The sequence below is a fragment of the Paenibacillus vietnamensis genome, from assembly GCF_020169515.1.
Classification (GTDB): domain Bacteria; phylum Bacillota; class Bacilli; order Paenibacillales; family Paenibacillaceae; genus Pristimantibacillus; species Pristimantibacillus vietnamensis.
Genome location: NZ_JAHMHW010000017.1, coordinates 1 through 24,213, shown reverse-complemented (window position 1 = coordinate 24,213; position 24,213 = coordinate 1). Strand labels below are relative to the sequence as shown.

The 24,213-nt window shown below is 54.1% G+C and carries 19 protein-coding genes and 3 tRNA genes; 2 read left to right on the top strand and 20 right to left on the bottom strand.

Features of this window, described 5'->3' with window-relative positions:
• Positions 1-202: 202 nt before the first annotated feature.
• From KP806_RS22500 to KP806_RS22485, 4 genes are all read right to left on the bottom strand, one after another.
• Positions 203-1,270: an undecaprenyldiphospho-muramoylpentapeptide beta-N-acetylglucosaminyltransferase gene (locus KP806_RS22500; RefSeq protein WP_224726000.1), complete on the bottom strand. Its 1,068-nt coding sequence runs from the start codon at positions 1,268-1,270 to the stop codon at positions 203-205.
• 161 nt (positions 1,271-1,431) lie between these two features.
• Complete coding sequence (locus tag KP806_RS22495; protein WP_224725999.1) at positions 1,432-3,018, bottom strand: peptide chain release factor 3; 1,587 nt, start codon at positions 3,016-3,018, stop codon at positions 1,432-1,434.
• A 37-nt stretch (positions 3,019-3,055) separates the two neighbouring features.
• Positions 3,056-4,612 (bottom strand): glucose-6-phosphate dehydrogenase, encoded by a 1,557-nt coding sequence (gene zwf / locus KP806_RS22490; protein ID WP_224725998.1) that lies wholly within the window; start codon positions 4,610-4,612, stop codon positions 3,056-3,058.
• Between the two features lie 147 nt (positions 4,613-4,759).
• On the bottom strand, positions 4,760-5,593 hold the full coding sequence (locus KP806_RS22485) for a YwmB family TATA-box binding protein (RefSeq protein ID WP_224725997.1): 834 nt from the start codon (positions 5,591-5,593) through the stop codon (positions 4,760-4,762).
• 283 nt (positions 5,594-5,876) lie between these two features.
• On the opposite strand from KP806_RS22485, the gene KP806_RS22480 reads away from it, so the two are divergent.
• The gene (locus KP806_RS22480) at positions 5,877-6,737 is read left to right on the top strand and encodes a hypothetical protein (protein WP_224725996.1); all 861 of its coding nucleotides are present in this window, start codon (positions 5,877-5,879) and stop codon (positions 6,735-6,737) included.
• Positions 6,738-7,329: 592 nt separating this feature from the next.
• Here KP806_RS22480 and KP806_RS22475 read toward each other — a convergent pair.
• The gene (locus tag KP806_RS22475; RefSeq protein WP_263575834.1) at positions 7,330-9,198 is read right to left on the bottom strand and encodes a molybdopterin molybdotransferase MoeA; all 1,869 of its coding nucleotides are present in this window, start codon (positions 9,196-9,198) and stop codon (positions 7,330-7,332) included.
• A 113-nt stretch (positions 9,199-9,311) separates the two neighbouring features.
• On the opposite strand from KP806_RS22475, the gene mobB reads away from it, so the two are divergent.
• Entirely contained in the window at positions 9,312-9,830 is a 519-nt protein-coding gene (gene mobB / locus KP806_RS22470; protein WP_224725995.1) for a molybdopterin-guanine dinucleotide biosynthesis protein B, read from the top strand.
• A gap of 32 nt (positions 9,831-9,862) precedes the next feature.
• On the opposite strand, the gene KP806_RS22465 is transcribed toward mobB, so the two are convergent.
• The 15 genes from KP806_RS22465 to KP806_RS22395 all read right to left on the bottom strand — a co-directional run bounded on the left by KP806_RS22465 (position 9,863) and on the right by KP806_RS22395 (position 24,151).
• A complete protein-coding gene (locus tag KP806_RS22465; protein ID WP_224726050.1) occupies positions 9,863-10,513 on the bottom strand; it encodes a response regulator in 651 nt (216 codons plus the stop codon).
• A 71-nt stretch (positions 10,514-10,584) separates the two neighbouring features.
• Entirely contained in the window at positions 10,585-11,577 is a 993-nt protein-coding gene (locus KP806_RS22460) for a sensor histidine kinase (protein ID WP_224725994.1), read from the bottom strand.
• A gap of 87 nt (positions 11,578-11,664) precedes the next feature.
• The gene (locus KP806_RS22455) at positions 11,665-12,372 is read right to left on the bottom strand and encodes a PspA/IM30 family protein (RefSeq protein WP_224725993.1); all 708 of its coding nucleotides are present in this window, start codon (positions 12,370-12,372) and stop codon (positions 11,665-11,667) included.
• A 1-nt stretch (position 12,373) separates the two neighbouring features.
• Positions 12,374-12,832, bottom strand: coding sequence for a PspC domain-containing protein (locus tag KP806_RS22450; protein WP_224725992.1), 459 nt, complete (start codon positions 12,830-12,832; stop codon positions 12,374-12,376).
• Positions 12,829-13,515, bottom strand: coding sequence for a PspA/IM30 family protein (locus tag KP806_RS22445; RefSeq protein WP_224725991.1), 687 nt, complete (start codon positions 13,513-13,515; stop codon positions 12,829-12,831). Before KP806_RS22445 ends, KP806_RS22450 begins: the two co-directional genes overlap by 4 nt.
• Before the next feature lie 34 nt (positions 13,516-13,549).
• Entirely contained in the window at positions 13,550-13,846 is a 297-nt protein-coding gene (locus KP806_RS22440; protein WP_224725990.1) for a LiaF transmembrane domain-containing protein, read from the bottom strand.
• Positions 13,847-14,111: 265 nt separating this feature from the next.
• Positions 14,112-15,737, bottom strand: coding sequence for an ABC transporter substrate-binding protein (locus tag KP806_RS22435; protein WP_224725989.1), 1,626 nt, complete (start codon positions 15,735-15,737; stop codon positions 14,112-14,114).
• A 206-nt stretch (positions 15,738-15,943) separates the two neighbouring features.
• On the bottom strand, positions 15,944-17,491 hold the full coding sequence (locus tag KP806_RS22430; RefSeq protein WP_224725988.1) for an ABC transporter substrate-binding protein: 1,548 nt from the start codon (positions 17,489-17,491) through the stop codon (positions 15,944-15,946).
• A gap of 82 nt (positions 17,492-17,573) precedes the next feature.
• Positions 17,574-18,506, bottom strand: coding sequence for a carbohydrate ABC transporter permease (locus KP806_RS22425; protein WP_224725987.1), 933 nt, complete (start codon positions 18,504-18,506; stop codon positions 17,574-17,576).
• A gap of 11 nt (positions 18,507-18,517) precedes the next feature.
• Positions 18,518-19,501 carry an ABC transporter permease gene (locus tag KP806_RS22420; RefSeq protein ID WP_224725986.1) on the bottom strand — a complete coding sequence of 328 codons (984 nt, stop codon included), beginning with the start codon at positions 19,499-19,501 and terminating at the stop codon, positions 18,518-18,520.
• A 94-nt stretch (positions 19,502-19,595) separates the two neighbouring features.
• On the bottom strand, positions 19,596-21,236 hold the full coding sequence (locus KP806_RS22415) for a helix-turn-helix domain-containing protein (protein ID WP_224725985.1): 1,641 nt from the start codon (positions 21,234-21,236) through the stop codon (positions 19,596-19,598).
• Positions 21,229-22,980: a sensor histidine kinase gene (locus KP806_RS22410; RefSeq protein WP_224725984.1), complete on the bottom strand. Its 1,752-nt coding sequence runs from the start codon at positions 22,978-22,980 to the stop codon at positions 21,229-21,231. Before KP806_RS22410 ends, KP806_RS22415 begins: the two co-directional genes overlap by 8 nt.
• Before the next feature lie 899 nt (positions 22,981-23,879).
• A tRNA-Leu gene (locus tag KP806_RS22405) sits at positions 23,880-23,961 on the bottom strand.
• 14 nt (positions 23,962-23,975) lie between these two features.
• Positions 23,976-24,052: transfer RNA gene (locus tag KP806_RS22400), tRNA-Arg, on the bottom strand.
• A 25-nt stretch (positions 24,053-24,077) separates the two neighbouring features.
• A tRNA-Cys gene (locus KP806_RS22395) sits at positions 24,078-24,151 on the bottom strand.
• Positions 24,152-24,213: the final 62 nt, after the last annotated feature.

The following is a 24,213-nucleotide window of genomic DNA, read 5'->3' as shown; positions in this document are numbered from 1 at the left end:
GTTGATAGGATTACGGTCCATTTTCCGGTGCAAAAGTTCCTTCACCGAATTCAATGTACACGCGTACATTATGACATGGAACCGTTTTACCGTCAACAGCCAATTCATCTTCTGCTGGCGTCTAGTAAAAAGCCCATAAACGTCCGAAAAAAAAGGACCGTCTCAGCGAGACAGCCCTCTTCCTATCGCCCGCATCCGCGGACTATTTCTTCGCCACTTCCATTATCCAATCGTACACGGCGCCAAGCGCGTTGGCTTCCTTCGTGCGGCTCATCGTATCGATATAGACCTGCCGCTTCCCGTACAGCTGCTCCACTTCCCGGACAAGGGAATCCGCCGTCAGCTTTTCCTCGTACAGCACTTCGCAGTATCCCGATTTCTCGAACGACTGTGCATTTAAAATCTGGTCTCCCCTGCTCTGCTCCTTCGTAAGCGGAATAAGCAGCATCGGCTTCTTGAGCGCCAGAAACTCGTAGATCGAATTGGAGCCCGCGCGCGACACGACGATATCGGTCATCGCAAGCACATCCGGCAGCTCTTCGTTGACATACTCGAATTGCTTGTAACCGGAGATGTTCAGCGACGGATCCACCTGGTTTTTGCCGCATAAATGAACGATCTGAAATTGCTTGGTCAGCTTCGTCAGCGCCTGCCTGACCGTTTGGTTGATTTTCCGCGCGCCAAGGCTGCCGCCCATCACAAGAATGACGGGCTTGCTCCGCGTAAAGCCGCAATAAGCTCTGCCGCGCTCGGCATCGCCTTTCCTGACTTCTTCGCGAACAACCGCCCCTACATGGCGGCTCTTGTTCCCCCGCAGCATGCTTCCCGTTTCCGGGAAGGTCGTGCAGACGCCCGTCGCAAAAGGAATCGAGATCCGGTTCGCAAGCCCCGGCGTCAAATCGGATTCGTGAATCAGCACCGGTACCTTATTGAGCCAGGCGCCGATTACGACAGGCACGGATACGAAGCCGCCCTTCGAGAAAATAACGTTAGGCTTATTCGACTTGATCAGCCGGTATGCTTGAAAAAGACCTTTGACCACCTTGAACGGATCCTTCACATTTTGAATATCCATATACCTTCTCAGCTTGCCGGTCGAGATCGGGTAATACGTGACCTCGGAGATCGGGGCGATCAGCTTTCGCTCGATGCCGGCCTCCGAGCCTATGTAGCCTACCGACCAGCCTTCCTCCAGAAAACGGGGAATCAGCGCCAGGTTGACGGTCACATGCCCGGCCGAGCCGCCTCCGGTAAACATAATTTTTTTCATGAATGCTTAGCCACCTATTCTTCATTTATCCCTTCATTATACGGGCAAAATGATCATTTAGCACCCTTCCGCCCCGCCGCATGCAAAAGGCACCCCCTGCCGCAAGCGCGATTTCGCTTTAGCAGAGGATGCCGGGGGTTTGATTTATAATGGCCCTGCCCTTAAGGAGCGGTTTCCAAAAACTTGGACGTCGGATTTTTGTCCATGGCCGTCCTCATCGCGTACTCATTCTCGAACAGAACGACATAATTGCCCTTCTTATCCTTCACGAGCGTCGTATTGATCCGGAATTTGCTCGGGTCGATCTTGTCGTCGACGATCCAGCGGGCGAACTGGAACTGCATCCGGTGGAGCTGAATGTCCACGCCGTATTCCGCCTTCATCCGGTGCTCGAATACCTCGAACTGCAAATGCCCGACAACGCCGAGAATCGTCTCGTCAAAGTTGCCCGTGGAGTGGAACACTTGGATCGTGCCCTCCTCCGTCAGCTGGTCGATCCCCTTCTGATACTGCTTATGCTTCAGCGCGTTTTTCACGGTCACCTTGGCGAAAATTTCAGGAGAGAACGTCGGCAGCTCATCGAATACGATTTCCGAGCCCTGCGACAGCGAATCTCCTATGCGGAAAATGCCCGGATCGAACAAGCCGATAATATCGCCCGGATAAGCCGTATCGACGATGTCGCGGTCCTGCGCCAGAAACTGCTGCGGCTGCGCCAGCTTGATGTCCTTGCCGTTGCGCACGTGCCGCACGCTCATGCCGCGCTCGAAGCGGCCGGAGCAAATGCGGAGAAACGCGATCCGGTCGCGGTGAGCCGGGTTCATGTTCGCCTGGATTTTGAATACGTAGCCGCTGAACTTCTCGTCCGTCGGCTCGACCACGCCGGTCGTGCTGACGCGCGACGTCGGCTTCGGGGCGAGCTGCAGGAAGTTTTCGAGGAACGTCTGAACCCCGAAATTGTTCACGGCGCTGCCGAAGAACACCGGCGTCAGCTCGCCCGCGCGCACCTTGTCGAAATCGAATGGGTCGCCTGCTACGTCAAGCAATTCCAAGTCGCCGATCAGCTGATCGGTCAAATAATCGCCTGCCATTTCGCGGATGACCGGATCGTTATAATCGTCTACCTTGCGCACTTCGATCGTCGAATGATCGTTGCCCTGGAACAGCTCCACCTGGTTTTTCATCCGGTCATACACGCCGCAAAGCTCGCGGCCCATACCGATCGGCCAGTTCATCGGCACCGAACGGATGCCGAGCACCCGCTCCAGCTCCTCCATGAGCTCGAACGGACTTTGACCTTCGCGGTCCAGCTTGTTAATGAACGTAAAAATCGGAATACCGCGCTTGCGGCAAACCTGGAACAGCTTGATCGTCTGCGCCTCGACGCCTTTGGCTACGTCGATCAGCATGACCGCGCTGTCCGCGGCGGTCAGCGTGCGGTACGTATCTTCGCTGAAATCCTGGTGACCAGGCGTATCCAGGATGTTGACCCGATGCCCCAGATAATCGAACTGCATCACGCTGGACGTAACCGAAATGCCGCGCTGCTTCTCGATTTCCATCCAGTCGGAGGTCGCGTGGCGGCTCGCTTTACGAGCTTTAACGGACCCGGCAAGCCGAATGGCTCCCCCGAACAGGAGGAGCTTCTCGGTCAGGGTCGTTTTCCCTGCGTCCGGGTGGGAGATGATGGCGAACGTACGCCGCTTGTCTACTTCCTCTTTGATTTCTTCACGTAATGATTGGCTCATGCTTGCCTTCCCTTCGTTAAACAGGACAAACAGCGGCTTACTTGCCGCTGTTCGATACCCAAATCACATTATCTTCCTCTTGGCCGTTAACCGGCCACCAGTGGAAGCCATCCTCTTGCAGCAGCTCTTCCGCCGCCTTTGGTCCCCACGAGCCTGCCGGATACTGCTGCAGGTCGCTCTTATCCTCGCGCCATGCCTGCGCGATGCGGTCCACGAACGCCCACGCCTGCGAAACCTCGTCCCAGCGCGTGAAGTATGTGGAATCGCCGCGCGCCGCATCATGAATCAGGCGCTCGTACGCTTCCGGCGTATTAATGCCGATTTGGCAGCTTTGGCAGAACTCCATCGCAACCGGCTGCACGGAATTGTTTTCTCCCGGCGTTTTTGCATTCACTTTAATATATATGCCTTCAAGCGGGTTGACGCGAATAACGAGCAGGTTCGGGCCCAAGTCATGCTTCTGAGCGAACAGCACGTTCTGCGGCATCGATTTAAACTCGATTACGACCTCGGTCGTTTTGACCGGAAGACGCTTGCCCGTTCGAATGTAGAACGGAACGCCCGCCCAGCGGAAATTATCGACAAACACTTTTGCCGCAAAATAAGTTTCCGTCGTCGATTCCTCGTTAACGGATTCCTCCTGTCGGTAGCCGGGAAGCTCCTTGCCCCGCAGGCTGCCCTCGGTATATTGGCCGCGCACGACCTTCGTGCGGACGTCGTCGCTGGACGTGTAATTGCGAAGCGAGCGAAGAACCTTCACCTTCTCGTCGCGGATATCTTCGCCGTGCAGGCGGCTAGGCGGCTCCATCGCAATCATCGTGAGCATTTGCAGCATATGGTTCTGGCCCATATCGCGCAGCGCGCCCGATTTGTCGTAATAACCGCCGCGGTCCTCTACGCCTACCGTTTCCGACAGCGTGATCTGAACGTTGGCGATATGGTTGTTGTTCCACAGCGGTTCGAAGAAGGCATTCGCAAAGCGGATCACCTGAATGTTCTGGACCATTTCCTTGCCCAGGTAGTGGTCGATCCGGTAAATCTCTTCTTCTTTGAACACTTGGTTGATCTGTTCGTTCAGCTTCTGCGCCGAAGGAAGATCGTACCCGAACGGCTTCTCGATCACGACGCGGTGCCAGCCGGGGGATTCCAGCAGGCCTCCATCGCGCAAATTGAACGACACCGGCCCGAACAAGGAAGGAGCTAGCGCCAAATAGAAAAGACGGTTGCCCGGAATTGCGAACTTCGCGTCCAGCTGAGCCGTTAAGCGGCTGAGCTCGCGGAAGCCCTCGACATCGTTAATGTCCAGGGACATATAAACGAAATGCTCGGCGAACCGGTTCCAAAGCTCGGCATCGTCCGCCTTGTACCGACAAAATTCAACGATCGACTCGTACAGGTCCTCGCGGAACTGCTCGTTCGTGCGCGGACGGCGGGCCAGGCCGACTACCGCAAAGTTTTCCGAAAGCTTGCCTTCTTTATATAAACTGAATAGGGCTGGGAACAGCTTGCGCCGGGCCAAATCGCCTGTCGCGCCGAACAGGTAATAAACGGCGCCTTCTGCGGAGACGGAATCAAGGTTATGGTTATAGGTCATTTGCCTCATTCTTTCCTATGAATTTTTTTCGCGAAATGCAGCTTCACATGTTATGTAGTTTAGCATATCCAACCCTAATTCGCTATTCAACCTTTCATAAAAATTACTAATAACGATCGTAATTTCTTCTGATCAGAGCCTTTGCCGCTAACGGCTTTCGGCCGCAGCGGCGCTGTAATCGCCGGTAATTACCGGTATGCCGATCGTCAATGCGGTTTGCTCGGAATTTGTCTCTTTATGCAGAGCAATCTGCAGATTCGCCATTTTTCCGCCCCCCGTGTCGACGGATGAACGCAGCTTGCCCGAGAACAGCGTGGCGCTGACAGTGCCGTCTTCCTCATAGCGGTCGACCGGCTTTGCGTTCGCGCGTTTCATCAGCTCCTCCACGGGCTTCTTTTTTGCCGCCAGCCCTTGAACCTTCAGGCTGCTTGTAAAATCGGCGCCGGCATCCGTAAGCTCTTCCGAAATCGCTGCCGCCGCCTTTAGCAGGCCGTTCCGATTTAAAGCGCCGCCGCCGGCCGAGTCGAAGGTCAGCATCAGCTGCTCCAAGCTTCCATCCGTTTCCAGGAGACTGACCGATATCCGTCCGCCCAGCTGCCCGGACTGTGCCGCGATCGTTTTGCCTTCGTTTTGCACGACTTTGTCAAGAGACTCTCCGTCCTCGCCGGTAAACAGTTTTGCGGACAGCTTATCCATCGTTCCTGCCCCACCCGTCGCATTCCATCGGATCGCCCAAGCGCCGTTTTCAGAGCCTGTCTTCAGCTGCTCGTCGCTCCATTCCCATAAAACCTGCAAATCATGCCGAAGCCGCGCTTCGGAAGCAGGGAGCTCCTCGGCAGCGTTATTCGCTTCCCATATTCCCCAGGCGGCGCCGATTACGATCACGAACACGGCAAGCCATATGCCTGCCTTCGTCCGCTGCTCTTTCTGCCGTTTTGTTAATCGCCTGGCGGCAGGGCGTTTATTGCTCGGAATGTACATGAATACCACTCTCCTATTCTCTCTGAACGGGTATACATCCATACACATTGCCTGTAGGCGAATACATGAGCTGCAGAGGGTTTCGGGAGATGTCAGGGCGGTATGGATCAAGGAGGAGACGCAGAATACGAAGAAAAAGTTTAAGGCTGCAGTCAAAAGAAGAGGTGAGGCGCAGTAAGGATTTGCTTAGCGCTGACAGCTTTCGCCAGCTTTTTCGAACGTGCCGTTGTAAGCTGGCGGTATAGATGTCTTTTAGAACCGCTGATGGGAGGCGCTGAACGCTATGAGCTCATCTATCCGCTCGATCCGCGGCTTGGAACGGACCAGGGCTTATTTTCCGGTACAAGCCTTAACCTCTTACGGCAGCTTTCCCTTCAGGGACCGCGAAGCGCGCCTTGCTCCCGAGCTTATGCAGGCCGGCAGCCGCCGTTTCAAGCTGGCGGCGGACAGCGCTGCAGAATGGCTGGCTGCGACCCGCGAGGCTCAATCCCGACTCGGGCAACTGCTCCAGCTCGTTGGAAGGCAACTCCATGAAAGGACGGATATCGTGGCCAGCCTCCGGTCGCTGTCTGATCTGCTGAACGACTTGGAAGCAGCGTTTATCCGGCATGCCGGCCAACTGAAGCCGGAGCTGTGGGAGGCCGTCGAGCACGCCTTGCTCCATCCGGGCGCCGCTGAAATCGGGCTCCGCAGGGAGGCGAACGGCCTGCTCTGGCAAATTGATCCGGACGCCGCTAAAATCGGCCTCCGCAAGGAGGCGAGCGGCCTGCTCTGGCAGGTCGATCCGGTCGGTGTCAACCGCTGCGATGCTGCCCGTCGCGACGCTGACCGGAACGAAAACCCTCTGCCCTCTGACTCGCTGACAGGCGCAATGGAGCGTCCGGCTTGCGGGAACACCTGTGCCAAGCAAGCTCAGCCTCCTTTAGAGCCGGCTGAGGTTCAGCGGCTGAAGCGGCTACTGCTCGGAGCGGATGGCCTGCTTCATACCGTCCGGCAAGCTGTTGCTTACGGCGACCGGCTAAAGACAATCGAGCTGCTGCAGCTGCATGTGCCGACCCCTCTGCCCTATGCCGCCTATTACGAATCGATGCACGACTGCCGGCCGCTTCCGTACTGCGGGATCATTTTGAATCGATACATCTGAACATAATGCGGATCGTTTATCGAACAGACAGCTGTGTGCTTTCTGCTGCAAGGCTCGAAGTAAGAAAATTCCGTATTTTCCTAATATTCGTCCAACGGAAAGCGTTCTCCTGCCGGACGCCCAAGTAAATCTTCCGTCAACAAAATGACGCGCAACCGGGAGAAGCGCTGTCTTGAAACATTTCCCGACTAACATCGAGTCCGTATGCGTCCCCTGCATAAAATACAGCAGAAACCTTGCATAAGCCGCCTTTTATGAACTCTGCTGCACTTAATACATCTAAGACCTTACATGAGTCACCATTCATGAACTTCTGCTGCACTTAATACATCTAAGACCTTCATGAGTCACCATTCATGAACTTCTGCTGCACTTTTTACAGCAGCTATCGTCCGCTTTCGGCCGCCAACTCTCCCAATCATCGAATTTTGGCCTTATGAAAAGAACCGGCTTGCTAAGCTGCTGCATAAAGTGCAGGCTAACCGTGAAAGCAGTTAGTTTAGGAGCATTCTGCTGCAAGAAATGCAGCGGAATGCTGCACTCCAGCGCACTCGTCAGACTTGGCCACACGAACTACGCTATGCCAGAGACGTTATGGAATCAAAATAACCTCGATCAGCTCGCCCGCTTCCGCGCCCCTCGAGCCTGACGGAATTACGGCCAAGCCGTCGGAATCCGCGATCGAAGCCATCATACTGGACTTGTTGAAGGCTAACGGATCGGCATACAGGCGGCCGTCCTTTTTATTGATCAACTTTGTGCGAATGTAACGGGTATGCGGACTTGGCTTGGATACATCGTTAAGCAGCTCGGCCGTTACGGTTTGGGGCAGCGCCTCCGTCGTTCCCTGCAGGCGAAGCAGCGCCGGACGGACAAATAGCTCGAAGCCTACGAAGCAGGCTCCGGGATTGCCCGATAGGGCAAACAGCAGCTTGCCGTCAAGCAACGCCGCGGACGTTGGACTGCCCGGCCTCATGGCGACCCGGTCGAACAGCACGAGACAGTCTGCCGGTTGTTCCTTGGCCGGTTGTTCCTTGGCCGGTTGCTCCCCGGCTTCACCCTTCAGCGGATTCTGTGACGCCGGCATATCGTGCATCTCCCCGGTTTGAAGGCCCGCTGCTTCACCCGGCTGCCTCTCCGGTACAGTCGGCGCATCGTTCACTGCCTCCGCCTGCATGTCCTGCCGGTCCGGCTGAGCAGCTGCAGCAGCCTTTTTCATCCCCTGCCACTCGCCGGTTTTAACCGTACGGATCAGGTCGGTCATGACATCGTAATCCCCGACAGATACGCCGCCGGTCGTGACGATCACATCCGCGCTGTCCCATACTCGCGCAAAAGCGGCCGCGACCGCCAGCGGCTCGTCAGGCAAGGTGCCGCACAGCAGCGGCATGGCGCCGCTCTGCTCCACCATGGCCGCGACCATACAGCTGTTGCTGTCGCGGATCTGCCCCGGCGCGAGCGCCGCCTCGACCGGCAGCAATTCGCTGCCGGTCGCGAACACCGCTACGCGCGGCTGCCTGTGCACCGGCACCTCGGCATAGCCGAAGGTGCCGAGCACCGCAGCGTGGCCCGGCCGCAGAACCGTGCCGGGCCGAGCCAATGCATCCCCGAGGCGGAATTCCTCGCCCCGGGGCGCAATGTTCTGGCCGGGCACGGCGGCGCGCTTGACCAGCACCGCCGCCGTGCCGTCGGCCGGAGAGGCTTCCGCGGTCTGCTCGAGCATGACGACCGCGTCCGCCCCCTCCGGCACTGACGCACCCGTCATAATGCGCGCGGCCGTGCCGGGCACCACGGGCGCGGGGGCAAGCTTGCCCGCCGCGACCGATGCAATGACGCGCAGCTGCGCCGGGTTATCCGGCGCCGCATGCGCGACGTCCGCGGCGCGCACGGCATAGCCGTCGAGGCCCGAGCGCGCGAAGGGCGGCCAGTCGCTCGTCGCGGCAAGCGACTGCGCCAGCCTACGGCCGCCGATCTCCCGCAGCGGCACAAGCTCGCACCCGAGCCGCTGTCCGTCCGCAGCATCAAGCACTCTCTGCTGCGCCTCGCTCACCGGCACAGCCTTCCGCGCAAAACGCCCATCCCCTGTCCTTATCACTCCAGCACTGTTCGCCGCCAGGGGCCCATCCCCTGTCTTCATCTCTTCCGCTCCGTTCCCCGCCAGGGGCCCATCCCCTGTCTTCATCTCTTCCGCTCCGTTCCCCGCCAGGGACCCATCCCCTGTCCTTATCACTCCAGCACTGTTCGCCGCCAGGGGCTCATCCCCTGACTTCATCTCTCCCGCGCCGTTCCCCGCCAGAGACCTGTCCCCTGCCTTTATCGCTCCCTTGCTATGCTCCGCCAGGGCCCCGTCCCCCGTCCACTTCTCGCCAGCGCCGATCGTATCCATAGCTCCATCCCCCTTCCCCGCTCCGCTTCCGTTCCCGCCATCCGCGCCTAATCCCTCATACCTTCCGCTATCCATCCGACTCACTCCCGCAGCTTCAGCTTATTTCAGGCTCCTTAAGCATCCATTGTACATGTTGTGTTAAACTATTGGCAACGAAAGAAGCCGTCCTGACGGCAAAGGAGCCGAACATGCCATCTTCTGAACCGCAAGGACAATGGATTGTCCAAATCGTCGGATACAAAAATACCGGCAAAACCACGATGGTTTGCCGGTTAACGGAACGCTTCAAGCAAGCGGGCTATAAGGTTGCAACGGTGAAGCGCGATGCGCATGATTTCCAAATGGACACGCCGGGAACCGACACCTGGAAGCACCAGGAGGCGGGGGCCGACTTTACGGCCATCACCTCGAGCGCTCGGACCGCCATCCTGAAGCAGCATCCCGAAACCCTGCAGCAGCTCATCGGACAGCTTGCGGAAGCCGACGTTATTCTGGTCGAAGGCTTCAAGACGGAGCCTTACCCGAAAATCATCATGCTCCGCACCGAAGCCGATCTGGAGCTGCTCCGGCAATGCTCCCATGCGATAGCCGTCGCCGCGTGGCCGGAAGCCGCCGCGCTTGCTTCCGAACGGACGGACTTGCCAGTCCTCCAGATCGACCAGACCACAGAGCTCTACGACACGCTGCTGGAGCGGTTTTCGCGCTGACATCGCTGCCAACCAGCCAACATACAGCAGCCTTAATCCGCAATGCCCTGTTTATGGGCATAGATGGCCGCCTGCGTGCGGTCCTCGACCTCAAGCTTATTAAAAATATTCGTAATATGAAACTTAACCGTTTTGACGCCAATAAACAGCTGGTCTGCAATTTCCTGATTGGAGAGACCCTGCGCGACGCGCTTGAGTACATCCATCTCGCGGTCTGTCAGGTCCTCATGCAGCGGTGCTTGCTCCTGCTGCTTCGGCTGGCGGAAACGGTTCATCATTTTGGCCGCCACCTGCGACTCCAGCACCGACTGCCCCCGCGCCGCGGCCCGGATCGCGTCGGCGATTTCCGTTGCGCGCGAGGTTTTCAGCAAATAGCTGAACGCGCCCGCTTCGATAACCGGATACAGCTTGCTGTCATCCAGGTAGCTTGTAAGGACGATGACCTTGCAATCGGGATACAGCTCCAGCAGCTTGGCCGTCGTCTCCACCCCGTCCATTCCGTCCATGACCAAATCCATGAGCACAACGTCCGGCTTATAAGCCTGCGCCAAACGTATGCCGTCCATCCCGTTGCTTGCCTCTCCGACAACCTCGATTCCTTCTTCCGTATCCAGCACCGCCGCTAGCCCGATTCTCACCATCTCGTGATCGTCAACCAGCAGCACCTTGACCGGCTGACCCAGCTCCAATCCTTCCACTGCCTTACACCGTCCTTATTCTGAAAATAATCTATTATATGGCGTTGCCCCGCCGTCTATTTCACCATGCCATCCATCGGCACCCAAATTTCAATCGCCGTGCCTTCTCCGACCTTCGATCTCATCTGCAGCGAGCCGCCCATCTCGATGACCCGCTCCTCAATCGTCAAGAGGCCGTAAGAGGTTTGCTTCTTCGCCTCCAGATCGAAGCCGATGCCGCTGTCCGTCAAGCTCATATGCGCTTGGTTACCGCTTCTCTCCAGCTTGATTTCCATTCTTTCCGCCTTCGAGTGCCGAAGCGTGTTGGACAGCGCCTCCTGCGCGATCCGGAACAAATGGTCCTCCGCCTGCGGCTGCAGCACGATCGTCTCGTCGACCTCCAGCACAATCGTCATCGGCACCTTTTGCTTCAGCTCATCGACCAGCAGCGAGAGAGCTTGTCCCAGGCTTTTGCCGTCCAGATGCACCGGCCTTAAATGAAGCAGCAAAGCGCGCATTTCCGACTGCGCGACGGCCGCCATCTCCTCGATCAGCTGCACCTGCCGCTTCGCCCGCTCCCAGTCTCTTTCGATCGTGCGGCTGACGGCAGTCGCCGTCATCGAAATCGCGAACAGCTGCTGACTGACCGCATCATGCAGCTCCCGCGCCAGGCGCTGCCGCTCCTCGATCACCGCAGTAAACTTTACCTTCTCGGTCCACTCCGGATCCGCCTGCACTTGATCCCCGCCCTCGTCGACTGCAGTCCCGCCGTTGTCGAGCGTTACCGCATAACGGCGGTTCCTCTGCTGCTCCGACAGCCGCTTCAGCGCTTCCTTCAGACGAGAGTTTTGCAAATAGCCGTTCAAAGCGGCAGCCGCCATACCCGCACCGACGATCGAGAGCCCGACGACGGCCCATTTTCCTTGCAGCGTGAACAGTTCTACATACCCGATCCCTTGCAGGACAATGACGACCAAACTTATGATAATGATCAGCCACAAAATCGTCTCGTTAATATTCCGTCTGCGGGCCGCATGATTCGGCTCATGACCCGGCTTGCCTTGTTCCATACGGCTCTCCCCTTTGTATGTATTCATATAAGGTCAAACGCATGAAGAGCAGACCGCATAGCGGTCCGCTTCTTTTGGCGTTAAATGTTATTCTTCTTCCGAAACCTTCGTCAGCGAAGGTCCGCCGTTCAGCTTGTTCTTAAGCGCTTGAAGCTGTTCGTCCACCTTCAGCTGCTTTTCGGCGTCAGCCGGATTAAAGCTGCTTGCCGTGCCGCTGTGCGAGTAAGGCGTGCGAAGCACTTGGGCTTCCGCCTCCATTTGCATAATTTTTTCTTCCATGCGGTAGAAGCCGCGCGATGCGGAACCGCTGTCGATCGTATGGTTAGACGAAATTTGCGCCATTTGCTTTTGCGCTTTTGCAATCTGAGCCCGGGAAGCAAGCTCGTTGCGCTTGTTGCGCAGCTGGTAGAACTCTTCCTTCATGCCGTGCAGCTGCTGCATAAGCTCTTCCGCCTGCGTTTTTGCCTGGGCGTGCAGCTCCGCGTACTCGTTCGTCTTCTGGTCAAAATACAGCTTTTCCTCCAGCAGCTTGCGAGCAAGCTCCTCGTGGCCGGATCTCAGTGCCGCCTCGGCCTTCGATTCGCGTTCCGCCGTGCTGCGTGCCGCTTCATCCAGGCGCTGCTTCATGCGGCGTTCGTTCGCCATTTGCTTCGCAACCGTTACTTCCGCCTGATGAATTTCGGATTCCATATCGCGAAGATATTGATTCAGCATGACTATCGGATCCTCAAGTTTGTCCAATGCTTCATTAACCGATGCTTTTGTCATGTCCTTCATGCGTTTGAAAATTCCCATATTAAAAATCTCCCTTCTCGTATTTGGCAAGTTTAGCTTTCAGTTCTTCGATTTCGCGGCGCAGCGCCTTCTTCTCCAGGTCATCCATCATGCTGTCGAACTGGGACGGAGTCGTGTGCACGGCTTCCGGCTGAGGGCTGCCCCAAGCTCCCGGCGCCTGCGGCGGGTTTTTGTAAGGTCCGCCGAATTGCGGCTGCGCAGGCTGTCCATAGCCGGGATTGTAGCCCCCGCCATATCCCCCTCCATAGCTTTGAGGGCCAAAGCCCGAATATAACGGCGGCTCCTTCGGAACGACCAGGCCGGCAATGATATAAATCAGGATAACGGCTCCGCTCGTGAAAATCGTAACGACGATAAGCAATATTCTCAGCAGTGTCGCATCTACGTTAAACATTTCCGCCAGTCCGCCGCAAAGGCCGAACAGCTTCTTGTCTCGCGAGGAACGATACAGTTTTTTCAAGACGACCAACCTTCCTTCTCAAGTTTGCGCTTCAATTGCTCAAGCTCTCTTTCTATAACCGATTGTACGGTATTGCCCGCTTCGGATACGAATTCCTGGCCCATTCTGCGGATATCGCGCAGGCTTTTCGCTTCGTGCTCGAGCCCGCTGATGCGGTCTTCCAGCCTTCTGAATACGGCGCCGGGCTGAACGCCCTGTTCGCCGAAGCCGCCGCTCAAGCGGCTGTTCATGCGCTGCTGCAGCCGGAGCGATTCCATCCGGGCCGCATAATATTCGCGCTTGTCATACACCTGCTGATATTCGCTTCGCATCTCCCGCAGCTGATCCTCAAGATCAAGCGTGTTTTGCCTGCTTTGCTCGTACAGCTCGCGGTATTGATTCGAACGCTCCTCACAGCTTGCCTTCTCGTGCAGGGCGATCCGCGCCAGCTGCTCCTCGCCTGCCTTCAGCGCCGTCAGCGCCTGGCTCTCGCGGCGTTCCTTCTGCTGCTCGGCCTGCAGCCATTGCACTTTCAGGTGATTGCTGTGAGCCGCATACTGCTGGTACAGCTTCTCAGCCTGAATGATATCTTCCCTCGTCGACCAGAGGAACTGATCGATCATTCTTACCGGATCTTCTGACTTCTCAAGTCTTTCGTTTAATGTAGCGACAGTGATGTCGCGCACTCGTTTCATAAGGCTCATCCCATGTCCTCCGATCTATATTCTCTCGCGGCTATTAGTAAGCTCTGCGTTTGTCCTTTTTGAAAAGGGCTACTCCCGCCACGATCAGCCCGATCGCCAGCAGCAGCATGACGAATCCCCCGAGCTTGCCAAGCAGCATCATCCCACCGATTACAGTAAGTATACCACCGATCCATTTCTTGTTGTTCATCCAACCGACAATACCAAAGCCGATCAGAATGAACGGAAGCAGAAATCCGAAAATCGCCCCGAAATGAATGCCCAAAAATTTAAGTACCGCGATGCCGCCAACGATGACCAGCAGCACACCTAATGCGCTTTTTCCGTTCATGACCTCACTCCACTCCTTTCAATATTCGTTTGTTTTCGCCTTGCCGGTTATGCTTCGCTTGCTTATGTACTTAGTTTAGAGCAATTTCACAATAGCTAAAACGGACCTTCGGCGGTTTTCGCACTAGACCTAGGTCGAGTCGCTTGCCCGTCCGCAAGGGCCCTCCCTGCTTTACGGCCCCTATTTTGCGGCATCCGGTCCTTTTTCTTAACGCAAGAAAGGTGCCGCCCGGCGATTTACGCCGTGCCAGCACCCCTAAGCTTGTTTATTTGTCAGCGAGAAACCGGTCGAACTGCTTCTGCTTCTCCGCGACGATTTTATCGATTCCGGCAGCCTTCAGCCTCTCGATATACTCCGGCAGCACTTTATCGACGTCCACCGAGCCCGTCTCCAGCGCAATCTGATATTGACGGTCCACATTCACGACGGCAGCGATTTCGGCTTTGACCGCTTCGCCGTCGAATACGAAGCCGAGCCCCGGCGAAAGCTTTGCATTCCGATTGAACGCTTTAAAGCTGCTCCATTTGTCCGGATCCTCGGTTTCCCAGACGTAGTTGAGAAACTGATTGCCAAACATCCAGTTGGTGCCGGGATTATATTGCGGCGTCTGCGCGGTCGGCCTGATGACCGTATCCGTTACTTTGACGTAATGCTTGCCTTCGATGCCGTAGTTGATCAGATTATTCAAATATTTGTCGGTATGCAGCAAATTGATGAACATCATCGCCCTGGCGGGGTCCTGAGAGGTCGAGGAAATTCCAAGCATCGCCCCCGCCGTCTCGGAGGTCGCGATCGTTTTCTCGCTCAGCTCCAGCTGCGCCAGCTTTCCCGTCAGCCCCGTTTGCATAGCCAATTCATCGGCTTTACCCGGCTTCAAGGCGGACGTGATCGAGAATACTTCGCCCGACTGCAGCGCCGCATTGTTCATCGTTTGATTGGTGGCCGCATCCTTATTTATATATCCCTTTTTATAATAATCCCGCGTAATCTGCAACGTCTCCACATACCGTTCGACCTCGTAGCCCGGCTTAATCTCCGTTCCGTCGCTGTCCTTCAGAATAATTCCCGGTATGGAAGTATCGCCAAGGGCGTCATAATTGCCCAAATAATGAGAATTAAACGTTTCGCCCAGCTTCATATAGATCGGAATCATGCCCGGCTTTTTCTCCAGGATCGTCCGGTATACCCCGTCCAGGTCTCCGATCGACTTCACGGCCGACATATCGATCCCCAGCTCCTCGGCAATATCGGAGCGGTAGACGATTCCTCCCTGGGCCGCTATTTCCTTATTCGTCGGCACCGCATAGTTTTTGCCGTCGATTCTGGAGCCTTCGAGAAATACCGGATCCAGCGACTGCAAAATGCCCTGTCCGTATTGCTCCAGCAGATCGTCCAGCGGCAAAAAAGCCCCCTTCGACACATTCACCGCATGTTTGTTCCATTGGGCCGTAAACATAATGTCCACCTTTTCACGCGAGGCGATCATCAGGTTGATTTTGTCGCCCCACGGTCCCCAATCGACCGGAATCAGATCGATCCTCGCGTTCAGCTTGTCCGCCAAATAATCGTTCATCGCTTCCTCGACCGCTTGCTCATCCGGCTGCGTCGCTCCGGTATATACGAATTTGATCGTGTAAGGCTCCAGCTGTCCGGTCCCGGTCTTTGTTCCATCCGAGGATCCTTTGTTAGCATCTTTTCCATTACCCGGCTGTTCGATTGTGCCCGGCGGAGCCTTCCTGCCTTCATCTTCCTGGCTGCCCGTGCACGAGCATAACAGCAGCAAACAGGCCAGGAACAGCGGTCTTGCTTGAAACAGCCTGCCCGTCATTTGGCGCATCATCGGATTGCCTCCCCGCCCGCTTAAGATGAACAGCATCTTCGATAGTTTCATTGTAGAATATCCGTTCAAAAATGCAACCGTTAACATTCCCCGCTTCCGTTACTCTTCGATGCAAGCGTAAACGGCTGTCGCCGTCCTTTGGCGGCAAATGCTCGTTTCGCGATGAAAGATAAGACATTGATACGCCCAAACTTATAAATTCTTATTTTTCATGCAAAAAACCCGCTCCTCCGGAAGGAGGCGCGGGTTTTAGCGTGTTATTTTTTGCCGGCCAGAAACTCGTCAAACTGCTTTTGCTTCTCGGCTACGACTTTCTCGACGCCGGCGTCCTTCAGCTTCGCTTTATATTCCGCAAGGGTCTTCTCTACGTCTACGGAGCCGCTTTCCAGCGCGCGCTGATATTGGCGGATGACGTTGGCAATGGCGCCGACTTCCGCTTTTACCGGCTCGCTGTTGAAAACAAAGCCAAGTGCGGGCGATACCTTTGCGTTCTCGTTAAATTCCTTGAACTTCGCCCATTTGTCCGGATCCTCGGTATCCCATACATAGTTGAGGAACTGGCTGCCGAACATCCAAGCCGAGCCCGGATTGTAATTCGCAGTATTTCCGGTTGCGGAAATGATTTCACCGTTGCGTGTATAGTGATCCCCTTCGATGCCGAAGTTGAGCAGGTTATTGATTTCTTTGTCCGTATGCAGCAGGTTGATCAGCATCATCGCGCGGGCCGGATCCTTGGAGGTGGAGGAGATGCCCAGCATCGAGCCTGCCGTTTCCGAGGTCGCAACCGTCTTTTCGGTCATAATGATTTGGGCCAGCTTGCCCGTCAAACCTGCGGCGCTGGCAATTTCCGCATCCTTGCCCGGCTTCATCGGTTCGACCGTAGAGAATACGGTGCCCGCTTTCCATGCGTCGGAGGAGGATACTTGAGTCGTCGCTGCGTCTGCGTTAATGTATCCTTTCTTGAAGTAATCGCGGGTCAATTGAACAAGCTCCTTGTACCGGTCGATCTGCTCGACAGGCATTACCTTCGTTCCGTCCTGATCCTTCAGGATAGCTCCTGGAATGGTGGAGTCGCCCAGGAAGTCGTAATTGGCGAAGAAGTGAGAGTTAAACACGCCCCCTGTCGTATACAGCGGCGTCAGATCGGGACGCTTTTCCTTCACTGCCGCATATACGGCATCAAGATCCTGCGGCGTTTTTACATGGCTCATATCGATGCCGAGCTCGTCGGTGACATCCTTCCGGTAGACGATCCCTCCTGCCGCTGCCAGCTCCTTGTTCGTTGGTACGCCGTAGTTTTTGCCGTTGATTTTGGCGCCCTCCAGAAAGGCGGGATCCAGCGAATCTAAAATTCCTTTGCCGTATTGCTCGATCAACTCGCCCAGCTCGATAAACGCTCCTTTGGCCACATTGTTCGCATGCCCGTTCCATTGGGCGGTGAAGATGATGTCGACTTCCTCCCGCGAGGCGATCATCAAATTGATTTTATCGTCCCAGGCACCCCAATCAATCGGCATCAGATCAATCGTTGCATTTATTTTCTCCGTAAGCAGCTTGTTAAGAGCTTCCTCGACCTTTTTCTCATCCGTTTGCGGGGCTCCCGGATAAACCATCGTAATCTTGTACGGCTTCAAATCCGTCTCCGATGCTGCCCCATCCGTTGCCGCAGGCTTGTCCGACGAAGAATTGCCGTTTGCCGTTTCCTCGCCGTTATTGCCCTTACTGCCGGAGCAGGCGGAAACGACGAGTACGGCAGCGAGCATCAGCAGCAGAAGCATCGTTCTTTTTTGTTTAACTGGCTTCATAGCGGGTGGACCTCCCTAATAAATTTGGATTTTATATGCTTAGGCCGGCGTCGCCGGTTACAGCCCATATGCCGATGCCGCCTCAGCCCTTCACGGCGCCTACGGTAAGCCCTTTCACAAAATACTTTTGAAAAAATGGGTAAGCAAAAATAATCGGACCGATGCCTACGACCACCATTGCCATCCGTACGGTTTCGCTCGGAAACTTGAAGGTGCCTCCCGCCGCCGTAATTGCGGCCGCAGCCGTGCTGTTGTTCGACAGAAACTGAATGTTCAGCATCGTCTTGTACATCAGGTACTGCACCGTTATGTTTGCATCCTTTGTGATGAACACCAGGCTGAGGAACCAATCGTTCCAATAGGTCAGCGTCTGGAAGAGCGCAACCGTAGCCAGCACCGGCAGGGAAAGCGGCAGCACGATTTTTGTGAATATGGTCAGCTCGCCCGCCCCGTCGATTTTCGCCGATTCCACCACCGCGGCCGGAATCGTCGTCTGGAAAAACGTGCGGATGATGAGCACGAAGAAAGCGGCCACAAGCAGCGGCATGATGAGCGCCAGCATCGTATTTTTCAGTTCAAGCATTCGCACGTAGACCAGGTACCAGGGAACAAGCCCGCCGGAGAACAGCATGGTGAAGAAGACAAAAAACGTAAAGAACTTGGCATGAGGAAAGTCCTGTCTCGATATCGGATACGCATACAGCGCCATGATGATCAGGCTAAGCGCCGTACCTGCGATCGTCACCAGGATCGAAATGCTGTAGGACCGGATTATTTGAGTGGCATCCTCGAACAGAAAGCGGTAAGCGGCCAAATCCAGCTTGGAGGGAATAAATTGATAGCCTTCCTTGATTACCGTGCTTTCGTCCGAAATGGACACCATCACGATCAGAATCAATGGAATGACGCAGAGAAGCGAATAGATGATAAAGAACACGTTTATGCCCAGCGATGCCGGCAGGGACAGCCTGTTTTGCGGATTGGAGCCGGACAGTGCTTTCGGGGCTGCTTCCATTGGTTCACCTCCTAAAATAGGGCGTTTTCTTTATTGATTCGCCGAACAACCCAATTCGACAGGAAGACAAGCGCAAATCCGACAACCGACTGAAGCAGTCCGGCCGCTGACGATAAACCGATGTCTCCGACCGTAAGGAAGGTCCGGTACACATAAGTATCGATGACGTTCGTTACCGGAAACAGCACGCCCGATTCCCTAGGCACCTGGAAGAACAAGCCGAAGTCCGCATTGAAAATTTTGCCGATCTGCAGCAGCGTCATAATGGTGATGACCGGCATGATGAGCGGAACCGTAATCCGGGTCATCTGCTTCCACTTGCTTGCTCCGTCGATCGTCGCGGCTTCGTAATATTCGTCGTCGATGCCGATAATCGCAGCCATGTAGATGACGGTGAAGTAGCCCATGCTTTTCCACGTATTGACGATCGGCAGGATATAGGGCCATACCTCTTTGGTGAAATACCACTGAACCGGTTCAATTCCAAACGCCGGCAGCAGGGAGCTGTTCAAATAGCCATGCTCGTCGCTCATGAAGCCGAATACGAGATAGCTGATCACGACCATCGACAAGAAATACGGGAGAAACATAATCGTCTGATGAACCTTGGCTGCGAATCGGCTTTTGATTTCACCCAGCATTATCGCGAAAGCGAGCGGGAACACCAGGTTAAGGACGATAAACGCCGAATTATATAACAGCGTGTTCCGGGTAATAATCCAGGCGTCCGACGTTTTGAACAAATATTCGAAATTTCTCAGACCGCTCCATTCGCTCCCCAGTATGCCGTCCGCGTAATTGATGTTTTTGAAGGCAATCATGATTCCGAACATCGGAATATAATTATTCACCACCAGCAGCACGATGGCAGGCAGCATCATCACGTAGAACATCCAATATTTGCGGAAAACGTTCAGCTGCGGCTTTACTTTTGCGATTGCTTTTACACGCGGCACCTTTGCGGCTGTAACCGCTTCCGCGATTTGGTTAGCCATCGCTTTCCTCCTCCTCTTGTCAGCGTTTCAACGCGTTTTCTTGCTTTTATTGTATAAAAAAAAGACGCCGACAACTGTCGGCGCCGTGACCGTATTAACGGTCTTGTGACTTTACGTTTGAAATATTCTGATATTTCTTCCGGTATTCCTGCGGCGTAAGGCCCGTCATCTTCTTAAACAGCTTGGAAAAATGAGAAAAGTTCGCGTACCCGACGGCCAATGCGATATCGCTGATCCGTTCATTTGTTTTTTCGAGCCCGATTCTTGCCCGGTCGATCCTCAGCCGCACCAGATAATCGGTAAGCGAGAAGCCCGTTTCCCTTCGGAACAGCCTGGATAAGTAAGCCGGGTTCAAAAATACCTGCTCCGCGATTTCCTCCCGGCTGAACTCCTCCCCGAGATGCTCTTCCATGTACCGCTGTACCTTCCCTATAACTTGAGAGACATCCTTTCCGTTCCGGCTCGCATACTCCGTCGCCTGAAGGCTCAGCTGCTGCGTCCAGGCTCTCATCCTCGTCAACGATTTAAGGACCTGTTCGTTGACCTCCCATTCCCTCTTGGTGAAAACCTCGGTAATTTGCAGGGATTTCTTGTTCAGCCAGCGGAAGAGCATATCCATGTAGCCGTAATAAAAAGAGGCCATATACGTGTAATCGATCTTGCATACCTGCAGCTGATCGAAGCATTCGTCGATTCGCAGGGACAGCTCCCTTTGCTTGCCGGATTCCAGCAGCAGCTCCCAGTCCGCGAAGCGAGCTTGCGGCGGAGCGCTGAATTCGGGCAGCGCCTTGTTATCCTTCTCCTTGATCACCGAGCAGGTATGACTGAGGTTAATGCGCTCCAGCTCCAGCAGCCTCTCAGCGGATGAACGGATTTGCCAGACCATCGCCTGCTCGCCGATATAACAGGACAAATGACAGTTCAGAAACTCCTTGCACTGCAAAATAAATGCGCGGCAGCGCTCCTCCACTTTGTCGGTGGAAAGCTCCTCCGCCTCTTCAAACCCGCCGTAAAACAAAACGTAAATCAAGCCGTTGCCGTCCTGCACGATATGCCCGGGCATGTCTTGCAGAATCAGCTCCTCCGACGCGTTTTTTACGCCGTATGTCATAATTTCTTCATCCCGTGCGGACCATTCCTGTCTCCACTGCTCGATGCTGATAAGCACGAGCCGGAGCGGACTTTCCGCTGAAATCGGAAGACCGTAATTTTGAAGCTCCACGTCCAGCTGCTTCGGCGCTGCCGATTGCCGGTAATGCAAAACGTCCTGCCACAGACGCTCGATAAGGACGGGACGCTGCTTGTTCCACTGCTCGTAAAACAGCTCATAAGTCGAACGAACCTCCTGCAGCTGCTCGGCTTCCCGCACCTTCTCCAGCGCTTTAATCACGCACTCTTTCAGAGCGTTATGGTCGATCGGCTTCAGCAGGTACTCGAAACAATCGAGCTGAACCGCCTGCTGAGCATATTTGAAATCGGCATGTCCCGTCAGAAAAATTGTGACACTATGAGGCGAATGCTCATTGACCCATTCGAGCAGCTCGATCCCGCTCTGATTCGGCATGTCGATATCCGACAGCACGATATGAACCGTATGCTCCTTCAGGATGCCCTGCGCTTCCTCTGCATCGTATGCCGTGTGGATCGAAGAGATCGGCAGCTCCGACCAATCGATCCCTTGTACGATGCCTCTTACTGCAATATCTTCATCATCGACGACCAGTAAGCTATACAATCGCCTTCGCTCCCTCCATAGGCTTTGGAAATACAATTTTAATAACAGCCCCTGTTCCCTCTATTTGATGATTACCGAACGTAATTGAGGCCCTCTCGCCGTAAAGCAGCTGCAGCCTATGAATGACGTTCATAATCCCGAGACTGCTCGTCTCTCCTTGCTCCAGCGGCTCGTTACGCTGCAGCTTCGATAAAATTTCCGCCCGGAAGCCGATACCATTGTCGCTGATCGTGATTACGAATTGATCCATGCTTAGCAGCTCAGCGGTTATCTGAATCCGAAAAGGCTGCCTCCGGTTTTTGAAGCCGTGTATAATGGCATTTTCTATAAAGGGCTGGACGGTTAAAGCCGCAATCGGATAATGATGAAACGGCTCCAGTCCCTCAAAGGTGCAGTAGAGCTTGTCCGGAAAACGTATTTTTTGAATCGTCATGTAGTTTTCAATATGGTTCAGCTCTTCCTTCAGCGAGATCGTATCGCGGTTCGCTTTCATAATGAATCGGAAATAATCAGCCAAATGCAGCGACATCTTTTTGACGGATTCGGTATCTCCGAGCGCTGCGAAGTTATAGATGATATTTAAGCTGTTCATGTAGAAATGGGGGTTGATCTGAGCCTGCAGCTGCTTGAGCTCCCCCTGCTTGACCCGGAGCTGCTCCTCGTAAACATCAATTTTTAAGGTTTTGATCTGCTCCGCCATAACGTTAAACGTATTGCCGAGAAACTCGAATTCGATTGTCTTGTTTTTCTTCAGCCTGACATCAAGCATTCCCAAAGAGATTTTCTTCATAGCCAGAATAAGCTCGTGGAGCGGCTTAAACAGCATATTGCGCATAAAAAACAAATATATGATCAAGATGGCCACAAATCCAAGCGGAGCGATTAAAGTCGCATTTCGGAAAAAGATCAGATTCCGCAGCAGCATCTCCTCAGGGATAACGATCCGGTAGGCGATGTCGGCCATTTCGCTTGTCCGGTTCATCACCAGAAAGTCTTTTCCCGTCTCTTTATCCTTTGTGGAAATGTAGGCTCCATCCGTTATATGGTCCTCCGTTCCAAGCGGCCCGTCATTGCCCGTCAAAGATTGAGCAAGCCTGTTCCCTTCCCGCAAGTAAATGCCGTTATATCCGATATCGCCGTCGCTCCATTGAATGGACAACAGCGTATTAATGTCCTTAATTTTAATCATCGCACCGACATAAAGCCCTTCCGACACTTGAATAAAATTGATCAGGAAGTATCGTCCCGGCATCCGGTCATCTTCTCTGACTTCCCAGGTATGCTGGTCGTTTGGCTTTAACCCGGCTTGCTCCGTTAAAATTTCCATATGGCTTGCGATCATATTTCTCGTTTCGTTGTAGCTGCTGTCCGTACCAAAGATAATATCGTTCTTATGGTACAAAAAAACGGCATCGATCAAATTATATACGCCAACGTCCCGGTTCAGCTTCGCATCGATTCGGATTTTCGTAAGCGTGTAGCCGTCACTGTCCATCGGAAAAGACATCAGAAGGCCTACATCGGAATCGAGCACCGACATTTTGTACAAATAATCGTTAATCTGCGACAGATTATTGTCCGTCTGCCCGACAAAAATATCGAGCGTGTTCCGGTACGTTTCGGACACCTTCTCTCTTACGATATCGCGGGAATAGCTGTTATTAATGAGCATATAGACGATAACCGGCAGCATTACCGCCATAAAGCCGATAATAAGCCTCGTTCTGATCGATTTGCCGAACATCATCTGCCTCCCCGCTGTTTACTTGTTCTTTAATCATACTAACATTTAAAGCGCTTTCCTGGCATCATAAAAGTTAAGTTGTGCGGCCGCCATTTCGCCATTTTTAAGCTTATGTAAATTTTATTGTCCCTCTGCGTATAAACCTGCCCTAATCGGTGCATTATAGTTTATGACGGTGTGAAGAGAGGTGTGGTTCCCTTGGACCATTTGGTGCTTGAACTGCAGGAGGTTTTGATCTAATCACTCTTAACTACCATGGAAGCGAGGGGTTGTGTCGCAGAGCATCTCTGAAACACACACGCTAAGTAACGATCCCTTAAAACAGGATTGTGAAGAAGCGGTGCCCAGATTTCTGAAGAAGTGAAATGTGATTTTGAAAAGAAACTCATTCGATCAAACACCGTCGGAAAGAGAGCCTGTAACAAGGCTCTCTTTTTATTATTCCTTCAGTTCCTTGGCATGATCATTTCATTTCTTTGATGCTTCCTCTATGCCTTTTTTTCTAAAAAATCGAATTCGGCGTATGTATAGTTCAGGGCGAAACTGCGCAATATAGATGTGACGGTGTGAAGAGAGGTGTGGTTACCTTGGACCATTTGGTGCTTGGACTGCAGGAGGATTTGATCTAATCACTCTTAACTACCATGGAAGCGAGGGGTTGTGTCGCAGAGCATCTCTGAAACACACACGCTAAGTAACGATCCCTTAAAACAGGATTGTGAAGAAGCGGTGCCCAGATTTCTGAAGAAGTGAAATGTGATTTTGAAAAGAAACTCATTCGATCATACACCGTCGGAAGGAGAGCCTGTAACAGGGCTCTTCTTTTATTGTGATGTTTACAAAGCACAAAAAAACGTTAACCGCCTCTAACTCGCAGTCAACGTCATCATGTTTGTTTTTGGTGCCGGTGAGAGGACTCGAACCTCCACGGTTTCCCTCACGATTTTGAGTCGCGCGCGTCTGCCATTCCGCCACACCGGCATTCAGAAGAAATATGGCGTGCCCTAAGAGATTCGAACTCCTGACCTTTTGATTCGTAGTCAAACGCTCTATCCAGCTGAGCTAAGGGCACATATATTCTTTTGATAAAACAATTGTGGAGGCGCCACCCAGACTCGAACTGGGGGTAGAGCTTTTGCAGAGCTCTGCCTTACCACTTGGCTATGGCGCCAAAACATTGGAGCGGAAGACGGGAATCGAACCCGCGACCCTCGCCTTGGCAAGGCGATGCTC